Source organism: Exiguobacterium sp. s101, from assembly GCF_018617835.1.
GTDB lineage: Bacteria > Bacillota > Bacilli > Exiguobacteriales > Exiguobacteriaceae > Exiguobacterium > Exiguobacterium marinum.
Genome location: NZ_JACSKX010000001.1, coordinates 1 through 20,684, shown reverse-complemented (window position 1 = coordinate 20,684; position 20,684 = coordinate 1). Strand labels below are relative to the sequence as shown.

The 20,684-nt window shown below is 47.5% G+C and carries 14 protein-coding genes and 2 pseudogenes; 12 read left to right on the top strand and 4 right to left on the bottom strand.

Going from position 1 to position 20,684, the window contains the following annotated elements; genetic code table 11:
• Positions 1-6: 6 nt before the first annotated feature.
• The 3 genes from KNO76_RS00080 (at position 7) to KNO76_RS00070 (ending at position 6,897) form a co-directional block, all read left to right on the top strand.
• Positions 7-756, top strand: a complete 750-nt coding sequence (locus KNO76_RS00080) for a tryptophan-rich sensory protein (protein WP_214881251.1) — start codon at positions 7-9, stop codon at positions 754-756.
• Positions 757-1,009: 253 nt separating this feature from the next.
• The gene (gene gltB / locus KNO76_RS00075; protein ID WP_214881248.1) at positions 1,010-5,449 is read left to right on the top strand and encodes a glutamate synthase large subunit; all 4,440 of its coding nucleotides are present in this window, start codon (positions 1,010-1,012) and stop codon (positions 5,447-5,449) included.
• Positions 5,446-6,897, top strand: a complete 1,452-nt coding sequence (locus KNO76_RS00070) for a glutamate synthase subunit beta (protein ID WP_214881245.1) — start codon at positions 5,446-5,448, stop codon at positions 6,895-6,897. Before gltB ends, KNO76_RS00070 begins: the two co-directional genes overlap by 4 nt.
• Positions 6,898-7,036: 139 nt before the next feature.
• Here KNO76_RS00070 and KNO76_RS00065 read toward each other — a convergent pair whose 3' ends face one another.
• The 3 genes from KNO76_RS00065 to KNO76_RS00055 all read right to left on the bottom strand — a co-directional run bounded on the left by KNO76_RS00065 (position 7,037) and on the right by KNO76_RS00055 (position 9,739).
• Positions 7,037-8,356: a Na+/H+ antiporter family protein gene (locus KNO76_RS00065; protein WP_214881242.1), complete on the bottom strand. Its 1,320-nt coding sequence runs from the start codon at positions 8,354-8,356 to the stop codon at positions 7,037-7,039.
• 142 nt (positions 8,357-8,498) lie between these two features.
• The gene (locus tag KNO76_RS00060) at positions 8,499-9,212 is read right to left on the bottom strand and encodes a YebC/PmpR family DNA-binding transcriptional regulator (RefSeq protein ID WP_026826059.1); all 714 of its coding nucleotides are present in this window, start codon (positions 9,210-9,212) and stop codon (positions 8,499-8,501) included.
• 80 nt (positions 9,213-9,292) lie between these two features.
• A complete protein-coding gene (locus KNO76_RS00055) occupies positions 9,293-9,739 on the bottom strand; it encodes a MarR family winged helix-turn-helix transcriptional regulator (protein ID WP_214881238.1) in 447 nt (148 codons plus the stop codon).
• A gap of 388 nt (positions 9,740-10,127) precedes the next feature.
• Here KNO76_RS00055 and adhE point away from each other — a divergent pair, with 388 nt between their 5' ends.
• The 9 genes and pseudogenes from adhE to KNO76_RS13955 all read left to right on the top strand — a co-directional run bounded on the left by adhE (position 10,128) and on the right by KNO76_RS13955 (position 20,128).
• The gene (gene adhE / locus KNO76_RS00050; RefSeq protein ID WP_214881235.1) at positions 10,128-12,719 is read left to right on the top strand and encodes a bifunctional acetaldehyde-CoA/alcohol dehydrogenase; all 2,592 of its coding nucleotides are present in this window, start codon (positions 10,128-10,130) and stop codon (positions 12,717-12,719) included.
• 162 nt (positions 12,720-12,881) lie between these two features.
• Positions 12,882-13,253, top strand: coding sequence for a hypothetical protein (locus KNO76_RS00045; RefSeq protein WP_214881232.1), 372 nt, complete (start codon positions 12,882-12,884; stop codon positions 13,251-13,253).
• A gap of 85 nt (positions 13,254-13,338) precedes the next feature.
• The gene (locus tag KNO76_RS00040; RefSeq protein ID WP_214881230.1) at positions 13,339-14,253 is read left to right on the top strand and encodes an alpha/beta hydrolase; all 915 of its coding nucleotides are present in this window, start codon (positions 13,339-13,341) and stop codon (positions 14,251-14,253) included.
• Between the two features lie 135 nt (positions 14,254-14,388).
• Entirely contained in the window at positions 14,389-15,132 is a 744-nt protein-coding gene (locus tag KNO76_RS00035; RefSeq protein WP_214881227.1) for a DeoR/GlpR family DNA-binding transcription regulator, read from the top strand.
• Positions 15,129-16,058 carry a 1-phosphofructokinase gene (pfkB, locus tag KNO76_RS00030; protein WP_214881224.1) on the top strand — a complete coding sequence of 310 codons (930 nt, stop codon included), beginning with the start codon at positions 15,129-15,131 and terminating at the stop codon, positions 16,056-16,058. Before KNO76_RS00035 ends, pfkB begins: the two co-directional genes overlap by 4 nt.
• Positions 16,055-17,965 (top strand): annotated as a pseudogene (locus KNO76_RS00025) (PTS fructose transporter subunit IIABC). The gene pfkB and the pseudogene KNO76_RS00025 overlap by 4 nt, the downstream one beginning before the upstream one ends.
• Before the next feature lie 141 nt (positions 17,966-18,106).
• Positions 18,107-18,628, top strand: a complete 522-nt coding sequence (locus tag KNO76_RS00020) for a GNAT family N-acetyltransferase (RefSeq protein WP_026826051.1) — start codon at positions 18,107-18,109, stop codon at positions 18,626-18,628.
• A gap of 177 nt (positions 18,629-18,805) precedes the next feature.
• Positions 18,806-19,491, top strand: a pseudogene (locus KNO76_RS00015) (amino acid kinase family protein).
• A gap of 226 nt (positions 19,492-19,717) precedes the next feature.
• The gene (locus KNO76_RS13955) at positions 19,718-20,128 is read left to right on the top strand and encodes a HAMP domain-containing protein (RefSeq protein WP_251127823.1); all 411 of its coding nucleotides are present in this window, start codon (positions 19,718-19,720) and stop codon (positions 20,126-20,128) included.
• Between the two features lie 181 nt (positions 20,129-20,309).
• Here KNO76_RS13955 and KNO76_RS00005 read toward each other — a convergent pair whose 3' ends face one another.
• Positions 20,310-20,525 carry a hypothetical protein gene (locus KNO76_RS00005; RefSeq protein WP_214881221.1) on the bottom strand — a complete coding sequence of 72 codons (216 nt, stop codon included), beginning with the start codon at positions 20,523-20,525 and terminating at the stop codon, positions 20,310-20,312.
• Positions 20,526-20,684 lie beyond the last annotated feature (159 nt).

Below are 20,684 nucleotides of genomic sequence, written 5' to 3'. Positions count from 1 at the left end.
GAGGATATGGACTTATCTAAATGGCCGATAGTGAACTGGGTCGCTTTCTTGGCGACGGTTGTCATCAATTATTTTGCGAGTGGTGACAATGCCGCGGTTTCAGATCGAATCGATATTTACTTTAAGCCAGCGGGATACGCCTTCTCGATTTGGGGAGTCATCTATGTGGCGTTACTTGTATGGTTAGTCTTGCAAGTGAAAAAAGGGACGGCGGCAAATCGACAAGCTAATCGAATGAAGGCAGGATTTCTAATCTCATGTGTATTGAACGGGTTATGGCTACTTGCATTCACGAATGAGTGGTTCATCATCTCTCTCGTCGTCATGGTATCATTCTTAGCTTCGCTTTGTTGGCTGTACTATATCGCGTTCCGAACGTCTACAAGTTGGCTCGACCGCTTCCCATTCTCCATTTATATCGGTTGGGTATCGGTTGCAACAATCGTCAATACGTTTGTCGTCATGAAGACGGAGCAAATTACTTCACTGTTAGGACTCGATGAACTTGCTTGGACGTCACTCATACTCATGGTTGGGGTCGTACTAGCCCTTCTTTTCATGTGGTGGCACCACGACTTCATCTATCCTCTCGTATTCGTTTGGGCATACATCGGTATTTTTGCAAGAATCGAAGAGGGGACGCTATATGTCGTCATCATTAGTGCGCTCGCGTTGCTTGCAATTGGGTATATCGGATTGATTTTGTGGAAGCGACCGAAATCGTTTTTACACCATACGCGTAAAACAGTTGAATAATAAAAAAGGATATCTTAAGTGATATCCTTTTTTTACGTTCTTAAGAACCTATAAATAAATAATATTGATGGATATTTATTCTTTATCTAATATAACTAAAACTGAGTAACTCATTGATATCAATGATGTATGCGCTTTCATATATATTCTTTGATATTCTTATTATGCAAAAATACATACAGTGTACTTGATTTATCAGAATATTTAGAACAAAATGTTAATTACGAAACTGTGAGTGAAAGGGGTCGATGATATGAGTCGAGTTGGACTGTATGACTCAAGATTTGAGAAAGATGCGTGCGGAATTGGACTATATGTCAATTTACACGGACTTAAAAAACATGAGATTGTCCGTAAATCACTTTCGATGTTGTGTAATTTAGAGCACCGAGGTGGACAAGGCGTCATCGATGCCGGAGATGGTGCTGGCATTATGACAGAGATTCCACATGAGTTGTTCATGCAAACGATGAACCTTCCGTCACTCGGTCGTTACGCTGTCGGAATGGTTTTTTTTCAGCCGTCAGAAGATCGACTGAATGAAAAAGTTAAATTAATGGAACGTATGGCGGATGAATTGGATTGCTCGACGATCGAGTGGCGCGAAGTACCCGTGGACTCCACACAAATCGGTGAACATGCCCGTGTGACGCAACCGGTCATCTATCAGTGGTTCATCTCATGCCCATTCCTAGATGAAGATGCAAATGAACGGGTTTTTTATGAACTCAGACGAAAAATCGAAAAAGTCGAAATGTTAAACTTATATATCGCTAGTTTGTCGACGAAGACAATTGTCTATAAAGGAATGTTGACGCCTAGCCAAATCTCCGCATTTTACTTGGATTTACAATCGCCTCACTATAAGAGTACATTCGGCATTGTCCATTCTCGATTCTCAACGAATACATTCCCGTCCTGGGAACGAGCGCATCCAAACCGGATGATTGTCCATAATGGTGAAATCAATACGTTACGAGGAAACATCGATGCGATGCGTTCACGTGAAGGAGTCACCTCAACAGACCTGTTTGAAGACGTGAATCACTTGTTCCCTGTTCTCCAAGAGGATGGCAGTGACTCCTCAATGCTCGATAATGCCTTTGAATTTTTCACGCGGACCGGTCGTTCGATAGCGCACACAGCCATGATGTTAATTCCAGAACCATTCGTGGAAGCGAAAATGGGACCTTTCAAACGTGACTTCTATCAATATCATTCTTCAATCATGGAACCGTGGGATGGTCCGACTGGTGTCGTCTTTACAGATGGTCGGCAAATCGGGGCAATTTTAGATCGGAATGGCTTGCGTCCGATGCGTTACATCGAAACATTGGACGGGGAATTGATCCTGTCGTCTGAGACGGGGGTCATTCCGGTCGATGCTGAGAACGTCAAATCAAAGCAACGTCTCAGACCGGGGCAGTTGTTGTTGATTGACCTGATTGAGAAGCGATTGATTCCAGACAGTGAAATCAAGGAGACGATTGCGAAGTCAGAGCCATATCATAAATGGCTAAAGCAAATGATGATTATTGAGGACAGAGGTGTTCAGGAGCAAACGGTTTCAGAGCTAGACCGTGTGCAGCGTGCATTCGGTTATACAAAAGAGGACATCGAACAATACATGGTTCCTTTAATTAATGACGAGAAAGATCCAATCGGGTCGATGGGACACGATCAACCAATCGCTGTGCTTTCGACACGCCCACGATCGCTGTTCCATTACTTCAAACAACATTTTGCACAAGTGACGAACCCGCCTATTGACGCATTGCGAGAGAAGATTGTCACGGCGACATTCACCTGGATTGGTCCGCAAGGAGATCCGGTCCATACAGGACGCGGGCATGCGAAGCGTGTCTGGTTAGACCATCCGATTATTGATGGCACCACCCTTGATCAGATTGATGAGCGACTTACACTCAAACGAATCGATGCAACATTTGCGAGTGATTTAGAATCGGCACTTGACGCACTCTTGAAGAGCGTCAGTCAAGCTGTTCAAGAAGGTGCGAACGTCATCGTCCTATCTGATCGCCTCATGAATGAGTTGCGAATTGCAATGCCTTCACTTCTCGTACTTAGTGCGGTACACCAGCATTTAATTCGGGAGAACTTACGCTCGAGCTGTAGCATCATTTGTGAGAGTGGAGAAGTTCGAGAAGTGCATCAGGCAGCGACGTTGATTGGTTACGGAGCAGATGCGGTCTATCCATACGTCGCGTATGCAACGATTCAAAACTTAGTTGAACATGGTCAAATCGCTCATACGTTTGAAGAGGCTGTTCGATCTTATCAGAAAGCGGTCGTAGAAGGGATCGTCAAAATCATGTCGAAGATGGGTATCTCGACGATTCAAAGCTATCGTGGGGCTCAAATTTTCGAAGCGATCGGATTAGACAGTCGATTGATTGAAAGGCATTTCCGAGGAACGACATCTCAACTATCTGGGATTGGATTCGTTGAACTAGAGGGCGAGGCGAGAGTGTTGCACGAATCCGCTTACCAGACGAATCGTCCGCTAGAAGCGGGGAGCGATTTCCAGTGGCGGGCAGACGGAGAAGAGCATGCATTCAATCCAAAGACAATTCATTTGTTGCAACGAGCTTGCCGCGAGAATGATCGAAAGTACTACGACGCCTACGTCAAATTGCATGAGTCTTCAGGACAGTTTATCCGCCAGTTGTTTACGTTCAAAGCACAACGTCCTGTGGCGCTTGACGAAGTTGAACCTATCACTTCGATTGTGGGACGATTCAAGACCGGCGCGATGTCGTTCGGGTCGTTGTCGAAAGAAGCGCACGAAACACTCGCCATCGCCATGAACCAGATTGGTGCGAAAAGTAACTCTGGTGAAGGGGGAGAGGACCGCGCTCGTTATGTGGCAGATGAATTTGGAAACGAGCGAATCAGTCGCATCAAACAAGTCGCGAGCGGACGTTTCGGTGTGACAGCCGAATATCTTTATCATGCCGATGAAATTCAAATTAAAATGGCTCAAGGAGCAAAACCTGGAGAAGGTGGACAACTTCCGGGGAACAAAGTGTATCCATGGGTAGCGGAAGTTCGAGGTTCGGTTCCTGGGGTTGGACTGATCTCGCCGCCTCCGCACCACGATATATATTCCATCGAGGATTTGGCACAACTGATTTTTGATTTAAAGCATGTGAATCCGAACGCAAAAATCAGTGTCAAGCTCGTATCGAAATCAGGGGTCGGGACGATTGCGGCAGGTGTGGCAAAAGCGAACGCGGATACGATTGTCATCAGTGGATATGATGGCGGGACCGGTGCTTCTCCGAAGACATCAATCAAGCATACGGGACTCCCTTGGGAACTCGGTCTCTTAGAGACACATCAAACGCTTGCATTGAATGGATTGCGGGGGAGAGTCACGCTTGAGACGGACGGAAAGCTTATGACAGGGCGGGATATCGTCATGGCCGCAATCTTCGGAGCGGAAGAGTTCGCTTTTGCGACAGCACCGCTTGTCGTTCTCGGCTGTATCATGATGCGCGCATGTCACTTAGATACTTGCCCGGTCGGTGTGGCGACGCAAGACCCGGTACTTCGCCAAAAATTCATGGGGAAACCAGAACATGTCGTCAACTTGATAACATTCTTAGCTGAAGAAGTACGGGAGATCTTAGCATCACTTGGTGTGACGTCACTCGACGAAGTGATTGGTCGAACGGATTTACTCGAAGAAAGTGAGTGGAAGACGACTCATCCGAAAGCAAAACGGTTGGATTTAGCACCGATGCTCTCAATGCCGACACCACTCCCAGATTCTGAAGAGCTACCTCATCCGGCATATTATTCCTATGATCATCGGAAATTGATTCCAGCAGTTTCCCGGTCGATTAGCTCGTTGCAGCCGACATTCTTCGTTGGTCGGATTCGCAACACGGATCGAGCGGTCGGGACACAGTTAGGATTTGAAGTAACGAAAGTTCATGGTCAGTTTGGTCTTCCGGACGATACGATTTCACTTCGACTTAGTGGGTCGGCCGGACAAAGTTTAGGTGCATTCATACCACGTGGAATCACCATTTCTGTAATTGGAGATGCAAACGATTATATCGGTAAAGGCTTGAGTGGAGGGAAACTGGCGTTGATTGCTGAAAAACATGCCCCGTTTGACGAGAGTGAACAAATGATTGCTGGTAACGTTTGCTTATACGGAGCGACGAGCGGTCAAGCTTTCTTTAACGGGCACGTCGGCGAGCGTTTTGCCGTCCGTAACTCAGGTGCAGCGACAGTCGTCGAAGGAGTCGGAGATCATGGCTGCGAATATATGACGGGTGGTACTGTTCTCGTACTCGGGCAGATTGGGCGAAACTTTGCGGCCGGTATGTCTGGTGGAACAGCTTATATTTACGGAGCACAAGCGTATGAACAACTCGTCAATGAGGAACTCGTTTCCGTCGAACGAGAACTGGACGATGAGGACATGGAACAAATTTATACACTTCTTGAAGCGCATCAATTCCATACAGACAGCGTCAAAGCACGGATGATTTTAGAGTCATTTGAACAAGTGCGTTCACACTTTGTGAAAATCGTTCCGAGAGACTATGCGAACGTCTTAGACGTGATGCGTCAGATTGAGGCGAATCGTCCAGAATTGAGTGAGGCCGACCGAGCACTTGAATTGTTCCGCGTCGTGACTGAAGGAGGTATCGCATGAAACATAACTTTTTGAATATCGCGCGAACGACCTTACCAGAGCGTCAGGTTGATGAACGGGTGAGAGATTATGATGAATATGCGTCTCGTATGGATGACGAATCTGTCCAGCAACAAGCCGCACGTTGTATGAATTGCGGCACACCGTTCTGTCATGTCGGGGAGTTGATTGGTCAGGAGACGATTGGATGCCCGATTCACAACTATATTCCAGAATGGAACAAGCTTGTCACGAAAGCAGACTGGATGGGTGCGTATCATCGATTGATGGAGACGAACAACTTCCCGGAGTTCACGGGAAGGGTTTGTCCGGCGCCGTGTGAAGGGTCATGTACGCTCGCCATTAGTGAAGATCCTGTCGCCATCAAATCGATTGAACGGACAATCATCGACCGTGCCTTTGAAGAAGGATGGGTGAAACCGAGATCGATTCAGCATAGAACCGGGATGACGGTCGCGATTGTCGGAAGCGGTCCAGCCGGATTGGCTGCAGCCGATCAATTGAACCAGCTTGGACATTCGGTCACGATTATCGAAAAGGCGGACGAAGCGGGTGGGCTCCTCATGTACGGAATCCCGAACATGAAACTGGATAAAGGTGTCGTAAGACGTCGTGTTCGCCTGCTCGAGCAAGAGGGAATCGTCATCCGGACGAATGTAGAGGTCGGTACCAACGTGACGGTCGAATCGCTTCGTAACGAGTACGATGCTGTCATTTTGGCGACTGGCGCACAAAAACAGCGTACGCTTGGGATTGATGGAGATGATGCCATTGGCGTGGAAATGGCAATGGACTATTTGACAGCCTCGATGCATGAACGAAAAGGAGTGTATCTCGAATCGAAATTTGACGCCAAAGATAAAGATGTCATCGTCATCGGAGGTGGGGACACAGGCGCCGATTGCGTGGCGACTGCGATTCGTCAAGGCGCAAAATCAGTCGTTCAATTTGGTAAGCACCCATCAAAAGGGTTGCTTCGTGCACCTGAGAAACCTTGGCCGTTGCAGCCTGACACGCTAACGACAGATTATGCGTACGCTGAATCGCTCGAGGTGTATGAGAAAGACCCGAGAACGTATTTGATTCGTTCCAACCAAATCGTCACGAAAGAAGGACGTGTCACTGGGATTGAAACGGAACGGATGACGAAAGTTGTCAACCCGGATGGTCAGGCGACTTTCTTCGTGGAAGAAGATTCGATCGAGACGTATCCTGCGGATCTCGTCCTCGTTGCGATTGGGTTTGAGAGACCGGAGCATGAATTGCGGAAAATCGGCGTCGAAAAGACGAAGGATTTCCATACAGTAACGGATAATGTCTTTGTCGCCGGGGATGCGAAGCGAGGTCAAAGCTTAATCGTTTGGGCAATTCGAGAAGGGCGAGAAGTGGCAGAAGTGGTCGACTCCTATCTCGATACTTGCAAGTCTGTCTTAAAAACCTCATCATAAAAAAGGAGCGACAACCGTCGCTCCTTATCTTTAGTTTAGGAGGAGTTTTATGTTTACCGAAATCCTCATGTACACCGGAATCTGGTTTATCCTCATATTAATTTTACTAGGAACGATTTATTCACGACGGAAGAAATGATTAAAGGACCATTGCCGCAATCACCCCGAAGATGATGAGAGGGATGTTGTAGTGTAGGAACGTTGGCCAAACCGTCTCACGTAGGTGATCGTGTTGGCCGTCAGCGTTCAATCCACTCGTAGGTCCGAGCGTCGAGTCACTTGCAGGACTCCCCGCATCACCAAGAGCACCCGCAGTCCCGATGATGGCAATCGTCGCCTCCACAGAGAAACCGTACTGTACACAAAGAGGTACAAAGATGGCTGCGATGATTGGAATGGTCGAGAAACTTGACCCGATTCCGAGCGTGATCACTAGTCCGACGAGTAGCATAACGAGAGCGGCAATCATTTTCGAGTCACCCATCAGATTGCTCGCACCGTTGACGAGCGGATCAATCGCGCCTGTTTCACGAATGACGGCTGCGAATCCGCTTGCGGCAATCATGACGAAACCGATGAACGCCATCATGCGCATGCCGCTCGTGAAGATGTCATCTGCCTCCGACCAAGGGATGAGGCGGAAAATCGAGAGTAACATCAGTCCTGTCACTGCCGAGGCGATCATCGACTCGGTCTGTAATTGAACGATGAGAACGATGAGAACAACGACAAGCGTCATAATCATCTTGAAACCGCCCATTTGACGAACTTCATAGTCAGACGGTCCGAGCGCGATTGTTTCATATGTTCGCGGTTTCCGGTAATGGATGAACGCTGCGATCAATCCGACGACCATACCTAATGCCGGGATTCCCATGATTGAGATGATATTGACGTCGCCGACTGTCAAGCCGTTCGCTTCGACATTCGCAATGAGAATTTCATTCAAATAAATACCGCCAAATCCGACTGGTAACAACATGTATGGTGTCACAAGACCGAAAGTTAAGATTGTCGCTACGAGACGGCGATCTAGTTTCAATTCATTGAATAAGACGAGTAACGGTGGAATCACAATCGGGATAAAGGCGATGTGAATCGGGAGTACGTTCTGTGAGTTGATCGACAATAATAGGAGTAGCGCCAATAAGAACGCTTTGACATAACTCACGCGTTTACCCGACACGTCACGACCCGACATGGCAATCAGTTTTTCGGCCAAGACGTCTGGTAGACCCGTCTTCGACAACCCGACGGCGAATGCGCCGAGGAGTGCGTAACTGAGCGCGATGCTCGCTCCGCCCCCGAGGCCATTGCTAAAGGCGGTCAACGTATCGTTAAATCCAAGTCCTCCAACAAGCCCTCCGACTAGCGCCGCTAATATTAAGGATAATACAATGTGCACTCGATTGATGGCGAGCGCGAATAAGACGATGACTGCAAGTAACACTGCGTTCATATACATCCAACACCTTTCATGTTTCCTTTCTCTTGGTATCACTTTAATATGATAAAGACTTTTTGAAATTTAACATATGATGTGACCCTTGTCAAATCGCTCATGAAAAAAGCGATAACTCGTAAAAGTTATCGCTTGCGTGTTACATATCGACGTTGTGATACACTTGGCGCACATCTTCCAAGTCTTCGAGAACGTCAATTAATTTTTCGAATTGTTCTTTCGATGCGTCATCGAGCGACACTTCGTTCTGTGGAAGCATCGTCAACTCTGCGACGGCAAACTCCTCAACCCCGGCAGCCTTGAATGCGGTCTGAACGGCGTGGAACGCTTCAGGCTCGGCATAGACGATTACCGTCTCGTCTTCTTCGATGACATCACGAACGTCAAGGTCGTGTTCCATCATAAGTTCAAGAACATCATCTGCAGACATTTGGTTGACACCGATGACGGCTGTCGCATCGAACATATAAGCGACCGAACCACTGACGCCCATGTTGCCTCCGTTTTTACCGAAAGCAGCACGAACTTCTGATGCTGTACGGTTCACGTTGTTCGTCAGCGTGTCGACGATGACCATCGCACCATTCGGTCCGAATCCTTCATAACGAAGTTCGTCGAAGTTCTCTTCGTCGCCGCCTTTTGCTTTATCGATTGCACGATCGATGATTGCGCGAGGCACGTTATATGTTTTAGCGCGCTCCACCACAAATTTTAATGACTGGTTCAATTCAGGATCTGGTTCCCCTTGTCGGGCGACCACATAGATTTCGCGACCGAACTTCGCATAAACGCGACTCGTGTTGGCATCTTTAGACGCCTTCTTCTCTTTAATGTTGTTCCATTTACGACCCATTACATGTCATCTCTCTTTCCATTTGTACGTAGATTCATTACAGATTATATAAGAAGTTGGCTGAATTGACGAGTAAAGATTTACTCGTCGCCTTTGTCCATTTTCTCTACAATCTCAGTGAGGGTCTTCAAACTTTCAATCAGCCGGTCTGTCTCATCTTCATTTAAAAATGCGAGGCGCTCTTCGAATAGCGTTCGGAACGAGTCTCTTCGTTCAAGTAAGATTCGCGCACCTTTCTCCGTCAGCTGGTTCCATATCACTCGGCGATCCCGTTCATCGGGTACGCGGGTAATGTAGCCCTCGTTCAACAGTTTCGTGATGAGAGGGGTGACGTTCGGTGGTGCGATGGAGAGTGTCTCGCTAATTCGTCCATTCGTGACTGCCCCCTCGTCTTCAATCAACATTAATAGATGGAAATGAGAAAAGTTCAAGTTTGGAATTTGAGGAAAATCAGATCGACGTAGCAATTTACGACGAATTAAAGGGATTAGTTTGACAAACTGGTCCGCTGCATCTTGTTTCGGCATAATAGATTCACTTCCTAGTTAGGTTCTATGTTCATTATACACGAGTTAGGTGCAGTTGAACCTAAAAACGGGTTGATGTGATGTTTGATACATCTTATAAGAGATAGAACTGACACAATTAATGTAAGCGTTTACATGAATCACTACTCATGTTTTCATGAAAACGCATTCGATTTTACTGAGGGTGTATGTAAAAATCAAGAGCTATCAACAAATGATAAAAAAATATTGTGAAAGAGTTCACATTGTTGTCACCCACAAAACCGGAAAAACATTGTATTCTATGAATGTGAAGGAAAGCACAATCTCTTGAAAACAAGCACCTTATCGTGCTTCCATCAAGTCAATATGTTCATTAAAAGCTCTCACTTATGAGGAGGAACCTAACATGGCAGTTAAAGAAAAAGCAAAAGTGGAAACAACGGCAGAACAAATGGTGGATACGCTCGTAGCGGGCGCACACGCCGCACTCGATACGTTAATGACGTTCGACCAAGAGAAAATTGATCACATCGTACAAGCGATGGCGCTTGCAGGTCTAGAGAAGCACGTCGAACTTGCGAAACTAGCATATACAGAAACAGGTCGCGGTGTCTTTGAAGATAAGATGATCAAAAACATCTTTGCGACAGAATATATTTATAACTCACTTCGTGGAGAGAAAACGGTTGGCGTCCTTGAAGATGACGTTCAAAACGGAATCACATACATCGCAGAGCCGGTCGGCGTCGTTGCAGGTGTCACACCGGTCACGAACCCTACTTCTACTACGATGTTCAAAGCGATCATCGCCATTAAAACACGTAACCCGATTATCTTTGCCTTCCACCCGTCAGCTCAACAATGTTCAAGTGAAGCGGCACGAGTCCTACGTGACGCAGCGGTAGCCGCAGGTGCTCCTGAAAACTTGATTCAATGGGTAGAAGTCCCGTCACTTGATGCGACGAAAGCACTCATGAATCATCCTGGTGTCGCGATGGTCCTTGCTACTGGTGGAGCAGCGATGGTCAAGTCCGCCTACTCGACTGGTAAACCGGCTCTCGGTGTCGGACCTGGTAACGTACCAGCCTATATCGACAAAACAGCAAAAGTGAAACGTGCCATCTCAGACGTTATCCTTTCAAAAACGTTCGACAACGGAATGATCTGTGCGTCTGAACAAGCAATCATCGTCGACCAAGAAGTATACGAAGAAGTGAAAGCGGAAATGACAGCACTCGGTTGCTATTTCTGCTCACCTGAAGAAAAAGCGAAACTTGAAACCCTCGTCATCCGTACGGACACATGCGCAGTCAACCCAGAGATCGTCGGGAAGCCGGCAGCGTGGATTGCAGAAAAAGCAGGTCTCAAAGTCCCAGCTGACACAAAAATCTTGATTGCTGAACTTGAAACAGTTGGCGCGACAGAACTTCTCTCACATGAAAAATTGAGCCCGGTCCTCGGTGCTTATAAAGTTCAATCACGTGAAGAAGGATTTGCGGTTGCTGAAAAAATGCTTGAAATCGGTGGTCTCGGCCATACAGCGGTCATCCACTCAACGGACGACGATGCCATCCTTGATTTCGGTCTTCGTATGAAAGCTTGTCGCATCATCGTCAACTCACCTTCAGCACACGGTGGAATCGGTGACCTTTACAACGAAATGACACCATCCCTCACGCTCGGTTGTGGGTCTTACGGTAAAAACTCCGTCTCTGAAAACGTGACGGCGAAACATCTACTCAACGTGAAAAAGGTGGCGAGACGTCGCGTGAATATGCAATGGTTTAAAGTACCTGAAAAAATCTACTTTGAGAAAAACTCTGTCCAATACCTTCAATCACTCACAACGAAAAAGCGGGCGATGATTGTAACGGATGAAATGATGGTCAAACTCGGATTCGCTGATAAAGTCATCAAAAACTTACCAGCAGGTGTTGAGTACCGTATTTTCGACCAAGTCGAACCAGACCCATCTGTTGAGACGGTCATGAACGGTGCTGAAGCGATGCGTCACTTCCAGCCAGACATGATCATCGCACTCGGTGGTGGATCACCAATGGATGCTGCGAAAGGGATGTGGCTCTTCTATGAACGTCCAGAAGAAAAGTTCTCAAACCTTCGTCAGAAATTCATGGATATTCGCAAACGGACATACAAGTTCCCGACACTCGGTAACAAATCAATGTTCGTCGCTATCCCAACAACTTCTGGTACAGGTTCAGAAGTAACACCGTTTACCGTCATTACAGACAAAAAACGTAATGTGAAATATCCGATTGCTGACTACGCGATCACACCAGACGTCGCCATTGTCGACCCTGAGTTCGTCATGACCGTACCAGCATCAATCACGGCAGATACAGGAATGGACGTGTTGACACACGCCATCGAAGCTTACGTATCAGTCATGGCAAACGACTATACGGACGGACTTGCGCTCCGTTCGATGAAGATGATCTTCGACTACCTACCAAAAGCGTATGAAAACGGTAGCGACGCGGAAGCTCGTCAGAAAGTGCACAACGCGTCAACAATGGCAGGTATGGCGTTCGCGAACGCGTTCCTCGGCATCAACCACTCGATCGCTCACAAAATCGGTGGAGAGTTCCACGTACCGCACGGTCGCACAAACGCGATCCTCATGCCACACGTCATCCGTTACAATGCGACACGCCCATCAAAACTTGCGGCGTTCCCGAAATATGAGTCATTCATCGCTGACGAACGTTACGCAGAAATCGCACGTTACCTCGGTCTTCCGGCTAGCACGACAGCTGAAGGTGTCGAGTCACTCGTCCAAGCGATCATCGAGCTCGGTCAACGCTTGAACATCAAACTTTCGTTCAAGGCGCAAGGTATCAAGAAAGCAGAACTCGATGCGAAGATTGACAAAATGGCGGTCGACGCATTCGAAGACCAATGTACGACGGCGAACCCGAAAATGCCGCTCGTTGAAGAATTGAAAGAAATCATGTACGCAGCATACGAAGGCGTATAAGAATCAATAGTTACGCGTGAGCCCGTTCAACTCGAACGGGCTCTTTATGTGGTCTGAACAGGATATTCAGTTTCTAAAATTATATTTAAATAGATAAAATATTAAATAGTCAGACAATAAATAGCTGTATATAATAATTATTGGCATACTTAGCCAATATCATTGAATGGGAATGGGGACTCTAGAGAAGCGAGTGACGATTTCCTCGAACGATTAATGGTTCAAAGGGAGAAAGTCGATGCAGTCGTCATGCTCGATATTCTTGGGACCGGCGACGGCCCACTATACGTTCGGACGAAAGGGATGAAATCATATCGTATCCTTGAACAGACTCCGTTCGATCAATTAACAGTTCGTTCGATGGGGAGTTCTCCGGGTGATGCTTATGATGAAGAAGGATTACCTTATCTAATGTTGAGTGATTCATTAGAAGGAAGTTGGCAAGTGTTTACGGAGAAGGATACGTTCGAACGCCTGACGGAAGATGGGTTAGCTGATGCGGTCAATTGGTTGCACGTTTGGCTAACGGACTGACCGTATAGATGTCGCTGTCTCATTTGACGGCGACATGTTTTTTTTGGATGTCAGTTTCGGGTATGATAGTAATGGAGGCGATACGATGAAACAAGAGATGACGATTACGACAGCATATGGAACGATTGCAGGAACTTTTCTTTCGCATGAGGAGCCTCGGGCGACCATCGTCATGTTGAGCGGGAGTGGACCGAGTGACCGTGATGGTAACATGGGGGGTGTCGGTTTTAATACGTATGCCAAATTGGGAGAAGCATTGTACGACCACGGTTACAATGTGTTCCGATACGATAAACAAGGAATCGGGAAGTCCGATGGGGATTTTAATAAAGTCGGCTTACATGATTTGATTAACGATGCGATTCTTGTCGTGCGCACCATTCGACAACTAGCCGATGTGAATCGATTGTATCTACTCGGTCATAGTGAAGGGGCCGTTCTTGCTCCTGCCGTTCAGCTTGAGACGAAAGCCGATGGATTGATTTTACTGTCTGGGTTCCATGAATCGTCAAAGCAGATGTTTTTGTACCAAGCAGACGCGCTGGCTAAAGACATCGAGCGGATGAAGGGCATAAAAGGTCTCTTCTATCGGTTGACGGGCGTTGCCAAAAAAGTCAGACAGCGACAGGACGACTTGCTCGAGCGGTCTTTACGGACGAACGTCTCGTCTTTCAAATATCGTGGGCAAGTCGTTAATGCGAAATGGATTCGAGAACATGCATCTTATGACGTCCGTGAGCGGTTAGAGCATGTGACCGTCCCGGTGCTTGCGATTACAGGGGGACGTGATGTTCAAGTCCCACCAGAACACGTCCATATGATTCAAACGAAAGGGGAGGTCACCCCATCGATTATCGATGATATGAATCATCTCCTCGTGACACGTGAGTCACTCCATTCGCTTCTCACGCTGCATAAAGAATATCGAGAAGCAATCGATGCGCCGATTCATCCAAAACTTGTTCAAGAGTTGGATGAATGGTTAAAAAAACAGTCATGAACACAAAAAACGGTCATTTATTGACCGTTTTTTGTGTTATAATTGTGACAAGTTGAATGAATGTGGATGTTTTTGAATGATTTTAGTTGTTTTCATAATGGAAACGCTTTATATTAGACGTATGGAGGGAACAAGATGTTAACGAAACAACGACATCAGTTGATTTTGCAACGCTTATCTGAACAAAAGGTCGTCAAATTGAAAGAACTGGTTGATTTGACCGATTCGTCCGAGTCGACAATCCGTCGAGATTTGACGGACCTCGAAGAGGAAGGATATTTGGCAAGGGTTCACGGCGGAGCAACACTCATTGCGACTCCAGATGAAGAACCGACGTTTGAAGAGAAGCGAGATCGGTTCGTCGATGAAAAAGTTGCGATTGCACGGAAGGCCGCGACATTCATCGAAGACGGGATGTCGATCTATTTAGATGCCGGTACAACCACTCAGGCGATGGTTCCATTTTTAGAAGGGAAGAAAATCGTCGTCGTCACAAACAGTCTACCGATTGCGAATGAATTATTTGATCTTGATATTAAGACGTTTGTGATTGGCGGAGAATTAAAACGTTCCACCCAAGCGCTTGTCGGGTATAACGCACGCGAGAGCATGATGAATTATCGAGTCGACCTCGCCTTTCTCGGAATGAATGGGATCGACCTTGAGGCAGGTTACACGACCCCAGACCCAGAAGAAGCGCTTGTCAAAAAAACGGCAATCGAATTGGCACAAACGTCCTTCGTACTCGCTGACGCATCGAAAATCGGGAAACGGACGTTCAGCCGAGTTGCGACGTTAGATGCCGCACAATTGATCACATCAAGCGATGAGTCAATGAGTTCCATCCAAACAATCACAAAGGTGGTGAATGCGAAATGATTTATACGTTAACACTCAACCCTTCTATTGATTACTACGTAACATTACCTGAAGTACATCTAGGAGAAGTGAACCGAATCGAAGAGACGACAGAGCGAGCAGGCGGGAAAGGCATTAACGTCTCAATCGTTCTCCGGGAATATGCGCAAGAAACGAAGGCACTTGGTTTCATCGGGGGGACGACAGGTGACTTCATTAAAAAGTCACTCGTCGATCACGGTGTACACACCGATTTCGTAGAGGTGAATGGAAGCACCCGGATCAATGTCAAGATTCGGGCGAAAGAAGAAACGGAACTGAATGCGAGCGGACCGAACATCACAGAGCGCGAGCTCGAACTGTTGACGGAAAAGTTCGATCAAGTTCAAGAAGGCGATATCGTCGTCCTTGCGGGTAGTATTCCAAGTAACCTACCAGACTCGCTATATCGGACGATTGCCAAATCGATTCGCGAAAAAGGGGCTGACTTTGTCGTTGATACGACGAAAGAAGCCATGCTCGAAGTGCTCGCCCTCGAACCACTCATGATCAAACCGAACCACCATGAATTAGGTGAATTGTTTGATACCGAAATTGAAACATTCGAGGAAGCTCTTCCTTATGCGGAACAACTCGTCAAACGTGGGGCGAAAAATGTCATCATCTCCTTTGCGGGAGACGGGGCGCTACTCGTTAACAAGGACGGAGCTGTCACAGCAAACACACCGACAGGGAAGCTCGTAAACTCGGTCGGTGCAGGAGACTCGCTCGTCGCCGGATTTGTCGCGAATGTGAAAGAAAAAGGCGAACAAGAAGCATTTCGATATGCGGTCACGACAGGAAGCGCATCTGCCTATACGTTCGGTCTATGTTCGAAACAAGAGATCGATCGCTTGATCGATCAAGTACAACTCACACCACTTAAACGAATGGAGGAAACAACATGAAAATCACGGACTTGCTCCAACGCGACACGATTCAATTGAATCTAAGCGCGAGTTCTAAGCGTGAGGTCATCGAAGAACTTGTCGATGTCCTCGACCGCGCCGGTAAACTATCGGACCGCAACGGTTATCGCGATGCGATCCTAAAACGTGAAAGCGAGAGCACGACTGGGCTCGGTGAAGGCATTGCCATCCCGCACGCGAAAACGAGTGCCGTCAAAACGCCAGCGATCGCGTTCGGTCGCTCGGAAGGTGTCGACTACGAAGCGTTAGACGGACAACCGAGCCGCCTCTTCTTCATGATTGCGGCAGGCGAAAACGCCAATAATGAACACCTTGAAACACTCTCTAAACTTTCAGTTTACTTGATGGACCCTGCATTCCAGGAACGGCTCTATGCGGCTACTTCTGAAAACGATGTCATTCGTGCAATCGAAGAAAAAGAAGCAGCAGAAGAGAAGCCAGAGGTCGTAAAAACGACAAACACGGATGCACCGTTCATTTTGGCGGTCACGGCTTGTCCGACCGGTATCGCCCATACGTATATGGCAGCAGATAGCTTGAAGCAAAAAGCGGAAGCGATGGGCGTCGACATCAAAGTCGAAACGAACGGGTCAACTGGCGTGAAGAACGAGCTCACACGAGCAGATATCGACCGGGCGACAGCGATCATCGTTGCAGCGGACAAGGCTGTTGAAATGGATCGCTTCGCTGGTAAACGAGTCATTGAAGTTCCTGTTGCACAAGGGATTCGAAAGCCTGAAGAACTCATCAATCGCGCGGTGAAACAAGATGCACCGGTATATGAAGCTTCGAAATCGTCAGGTGGAGCTTCGAAAGAGCAACGTACAGGCGTCTATAAGCACTTGATGAGCGGGGTATCTGCGATGCTTCCACTCGTTGTCGCAGGCGGACTCTTGATTGCCATCAGCTTCTTCTGGGGCATCAACTCCGCTAACCCGGATGACCCGTCTTACAATGAATTTGCAGCACAGTTGATGACGATCGGTGGAGCTGCATTCGGCTTCCTCGTTCCGATTCTCGCCGGTTTCATCGCGATGTCGATTGCCGATCGCCCAGGTCTCGCACCAGGTCTCGTGGCAGGGGTACTCGCAAGTCAAGGGAACGCAGGATTCCTCGGTGGTCTCATCGCTGGTTTCTTGGCAGGTTATGTCGTCCTCTTCTTGAAAAAAGCACTCGCAAAATTGCCTGCTTCACTTGAAGGAATCAAACCAGTCCTCTTGTATCCGTTACTCGGTTCTTTTATCTCAGGTATGGTCATGTTGCTCGTCGTCAATGAACCGATTGCAGCACTCATGACATGGTTGATGGATACGTTGAACAGCATGAGTGGCGCGAACGCCATCCTTTTAGGAGTCATCGTCGGTGGGATGATGGCAGTCGATATGGGTGGTCCGATCAACAAGACAGCGTAAGTCTTCGGTACGGCAGCACTTACAGCGGGTAACCAAGAAGTCATGGCAGCGGTCATGGCTGGAGGGATGGTACCACCACTCCTCGTCGCACTCGCATCAACAGTCTTCGCTCGTCAAAAGTTCTCGAAACAAGAGCGCGAAGCAGGAAAGACCGCTTATATCATGGGAGCTTCGTTTATCACGGAAGCGGCGATCCCATTCGCAGCTGCGGACCCGATTCGCGTTCTTCCATCAGCGATTCTCGGTTCTGCCATCGCAGGCGGATTGTCCGCATTCTTTACAATTCAATTGCCGGCGCCACACGGTGGAATCTTCGTCTTCCCACTTCTTGAAGGAGCTGGAAACGTCGCGGTGAGTATGGGTCTTTATGCTCTTGCCATCTTGGTAGGTGCAGTGGTCGGAGCATTGCTCCTCTCGTTCTTGAAAAAACCGTTAACAACGGCTACACCGGTTCAGTCAAAAGAAGTTGCATAATTAGTGAATAGACACTGCCTCAATAGAGGTAGCGTCTATTTTTTTACGGTAGGTGATCGAATAGAATTCACATAATTCGAGATTGTATGTTGGGGATTTGTGGTAAACTATTTGTAAAGATTCGGGTAGGAGGGGGTCACATTGGACATTCGGGTCGCCAAACCAGACGATGTATATGGGATTGCGAGAGTGCGTGTGAACGGATGGCGCACGACCTATCGGGGGATCGTACCGACCGAGTACTTATTGAAACTTTCGTCCGGTTCCATCGAATGGGCAGAACGGTTGCGGACAGCACTTCGTCGTCAAGAGGTAGCCGGCTTTGTGGCGATTGTCGATGACGAGATTGTGGGCTTCGTCCTATACGGAGAAGAACGTACGGGTGAGTATCCAGACCATACGAACGAAGTGTATGCCATTTATATTTTAGAGAACCATCAAGGGAACGGAATCGGGTCCGCGCTCCTTGAACATGCCGTGCAATCGATGTGTGAAGCGGGTCTCTTGATCTGGGCACTTGAGATGAATCCGTTCCGAACGTTTTATGAGCGAAAACAGGGGCAGGTCATCGACCAAAAAGATCGAGAGTTTGGCGAATTGATGCTCCGAGAAGTGGCGTATGGATGGGAAAAGACTCGTCACGGTTCAATATTGGGGGCTTAAGCTTACTGACTGTAGTGTATTCTACGGTCTTTTTTTGTACCCGATGTAGGAAAGAAAATAAAGAAATGTCATTATAAATCAATTGGAAATACTATTGTTCAATCAAACAATCTCTTCTATACTGAATTGAACAAAAATTTCCAAATGAAGGGTTGGGAGACATTGAAGCACTGAAAAATTTGTATCAAGTTATGTGGAGCCGCTCTAGCTGGTGATAGAACGGATAATTTTGACGAAATGAGTCTCAGCCTGATTGCAGAGGAGATATTGTCACTCGCCAAAAGCGGGATTGAAGTATGTGTCATGGTCGGTGGGGGATCAATCGAGTGGAGGCTGACAGTATCGGGACGCTCGGGACGGTCATGAATTCATTGATGCTACGTGGTATCTTGAAACGAGATACCACTCGAGAAGTGCGCGTTATGACGTCGATTCCAATGCCGAGTGTAGCCGAGCCATACATTCAACTTCGAGCCATCAGTCATTTGAAAAAAGGATATATCGTCATTTTCGCAGGCGATAACGGTCAACCGTTCGTCTCTTTAGACTATCCGGCTGTTCAGCGTGCCATCGAAGTGGGATGCGATGCCTTGTTCGTGGCAAAGAACGGTGTCTCCGGCGTATATGACCGAGATCCTCGTTTGGATTCGGACGTTCGTCAATATGAAACCCTACATTATAACGATGTCATTTCGAATGATTTGAAAGTGATGGATCAATCGGCATTGCTTCTCGCAAGAGATCACGGTTTGCCAATCCACTTGTTCGACTTCAATGAGCGAAACGCCATTCATCGGATTCTCCAAGGAGAGACCATTGGGACGATGATTCATCACCTTGAAACGCAACTTTTGAAGAATTGAGGAGACAGCATTTATGAAGTAACAGATGGTCACATCATTGGGACAAACGGAATACCCGTCGCATATTCGTACCTGCAGCCTGATTCGTCATCCGACACACTAGTGATTTTGTTGCCCGTATACGGATATATAAATGATTCTCCAATGTTTCTCTATAAGACTGGATTGTGCTTAGAGAATGGGTTGAACGTTCTCGAAGTCAACTATAACTATCGGGACGAGCGGTATGATTCAGTCGATGTATTTAAGGCGATTGTTGATCTACTTCGTCCTTCGTTTAATCTTACGTCCGTTGCGTGTATTGACTGAGGAAGCAGAACGGATCAAGGCAGGTGATTTGACAGAGCCGATTACCGTCTCATCGAACGATGAGATCGGTCGTGTCTCAGAAAGTTTTAACGAAATGAGCGATTCACTCCGTATGGTGTTACTTCATCTCGATGATTCAATCAGTCAAGTGGCCGCGACCGCGTCACAAATCGCTGACATCGCCGACGAAAACTCCAATGTCTCAAAACAAGTCGCAGCGACGACTGATGACCAATTGAAGTCGATTGAAGAAGTGTCACAATCAGCAAAATCACTCGCAACGATGGCGGAGGAACTTCAAGAACTCGTTTCACGCTTTAAACTTTGAAACAACAATGAGGCAGAGCGCTTTGCTCTGCCTCAGCTTGTTGACGAACCAGGTCGCATCTTGCGACCTGGTTCGTCCTTTTTTGTAGTTCCCGGTTTCTGGTCACGATACATATAGCCCGCTTCCGGGTCGGTCCGGCTCACCTTGACGAGCCGACGCTCTTTTCCAGCCCCTTTGGGCTTCAGTGCTTTTTTCCGCGCTCGGCACGCTCCTCGTTCACCCTTGGAAGGAGTTCCTCCTCGATCTCGCCGACGACCCGTTCGACCTCGACCTTGTCAAACTTCCTCTTGTTCGCGTTCGCACGGATGTGCGTCGAGTCCGTGACCAGGATCCGACCGGAGATGAAGCCGTGCGCCTCAGCCTGCCGCACGATGTCCTCGAAGATTTTCTGGAACACGTGGATGGTCTACACTGAGTTGGACATAAATGTGGAGGTCGATTAGACTGATACAAATTATCCATATGATGAGAGTACCAGACATGACCAAAAGAGCAGCCCGCACTTTCACAGACGAGTTCAAGGAACAAGTCGTCCAACTCTATCTGAACGGAAAAC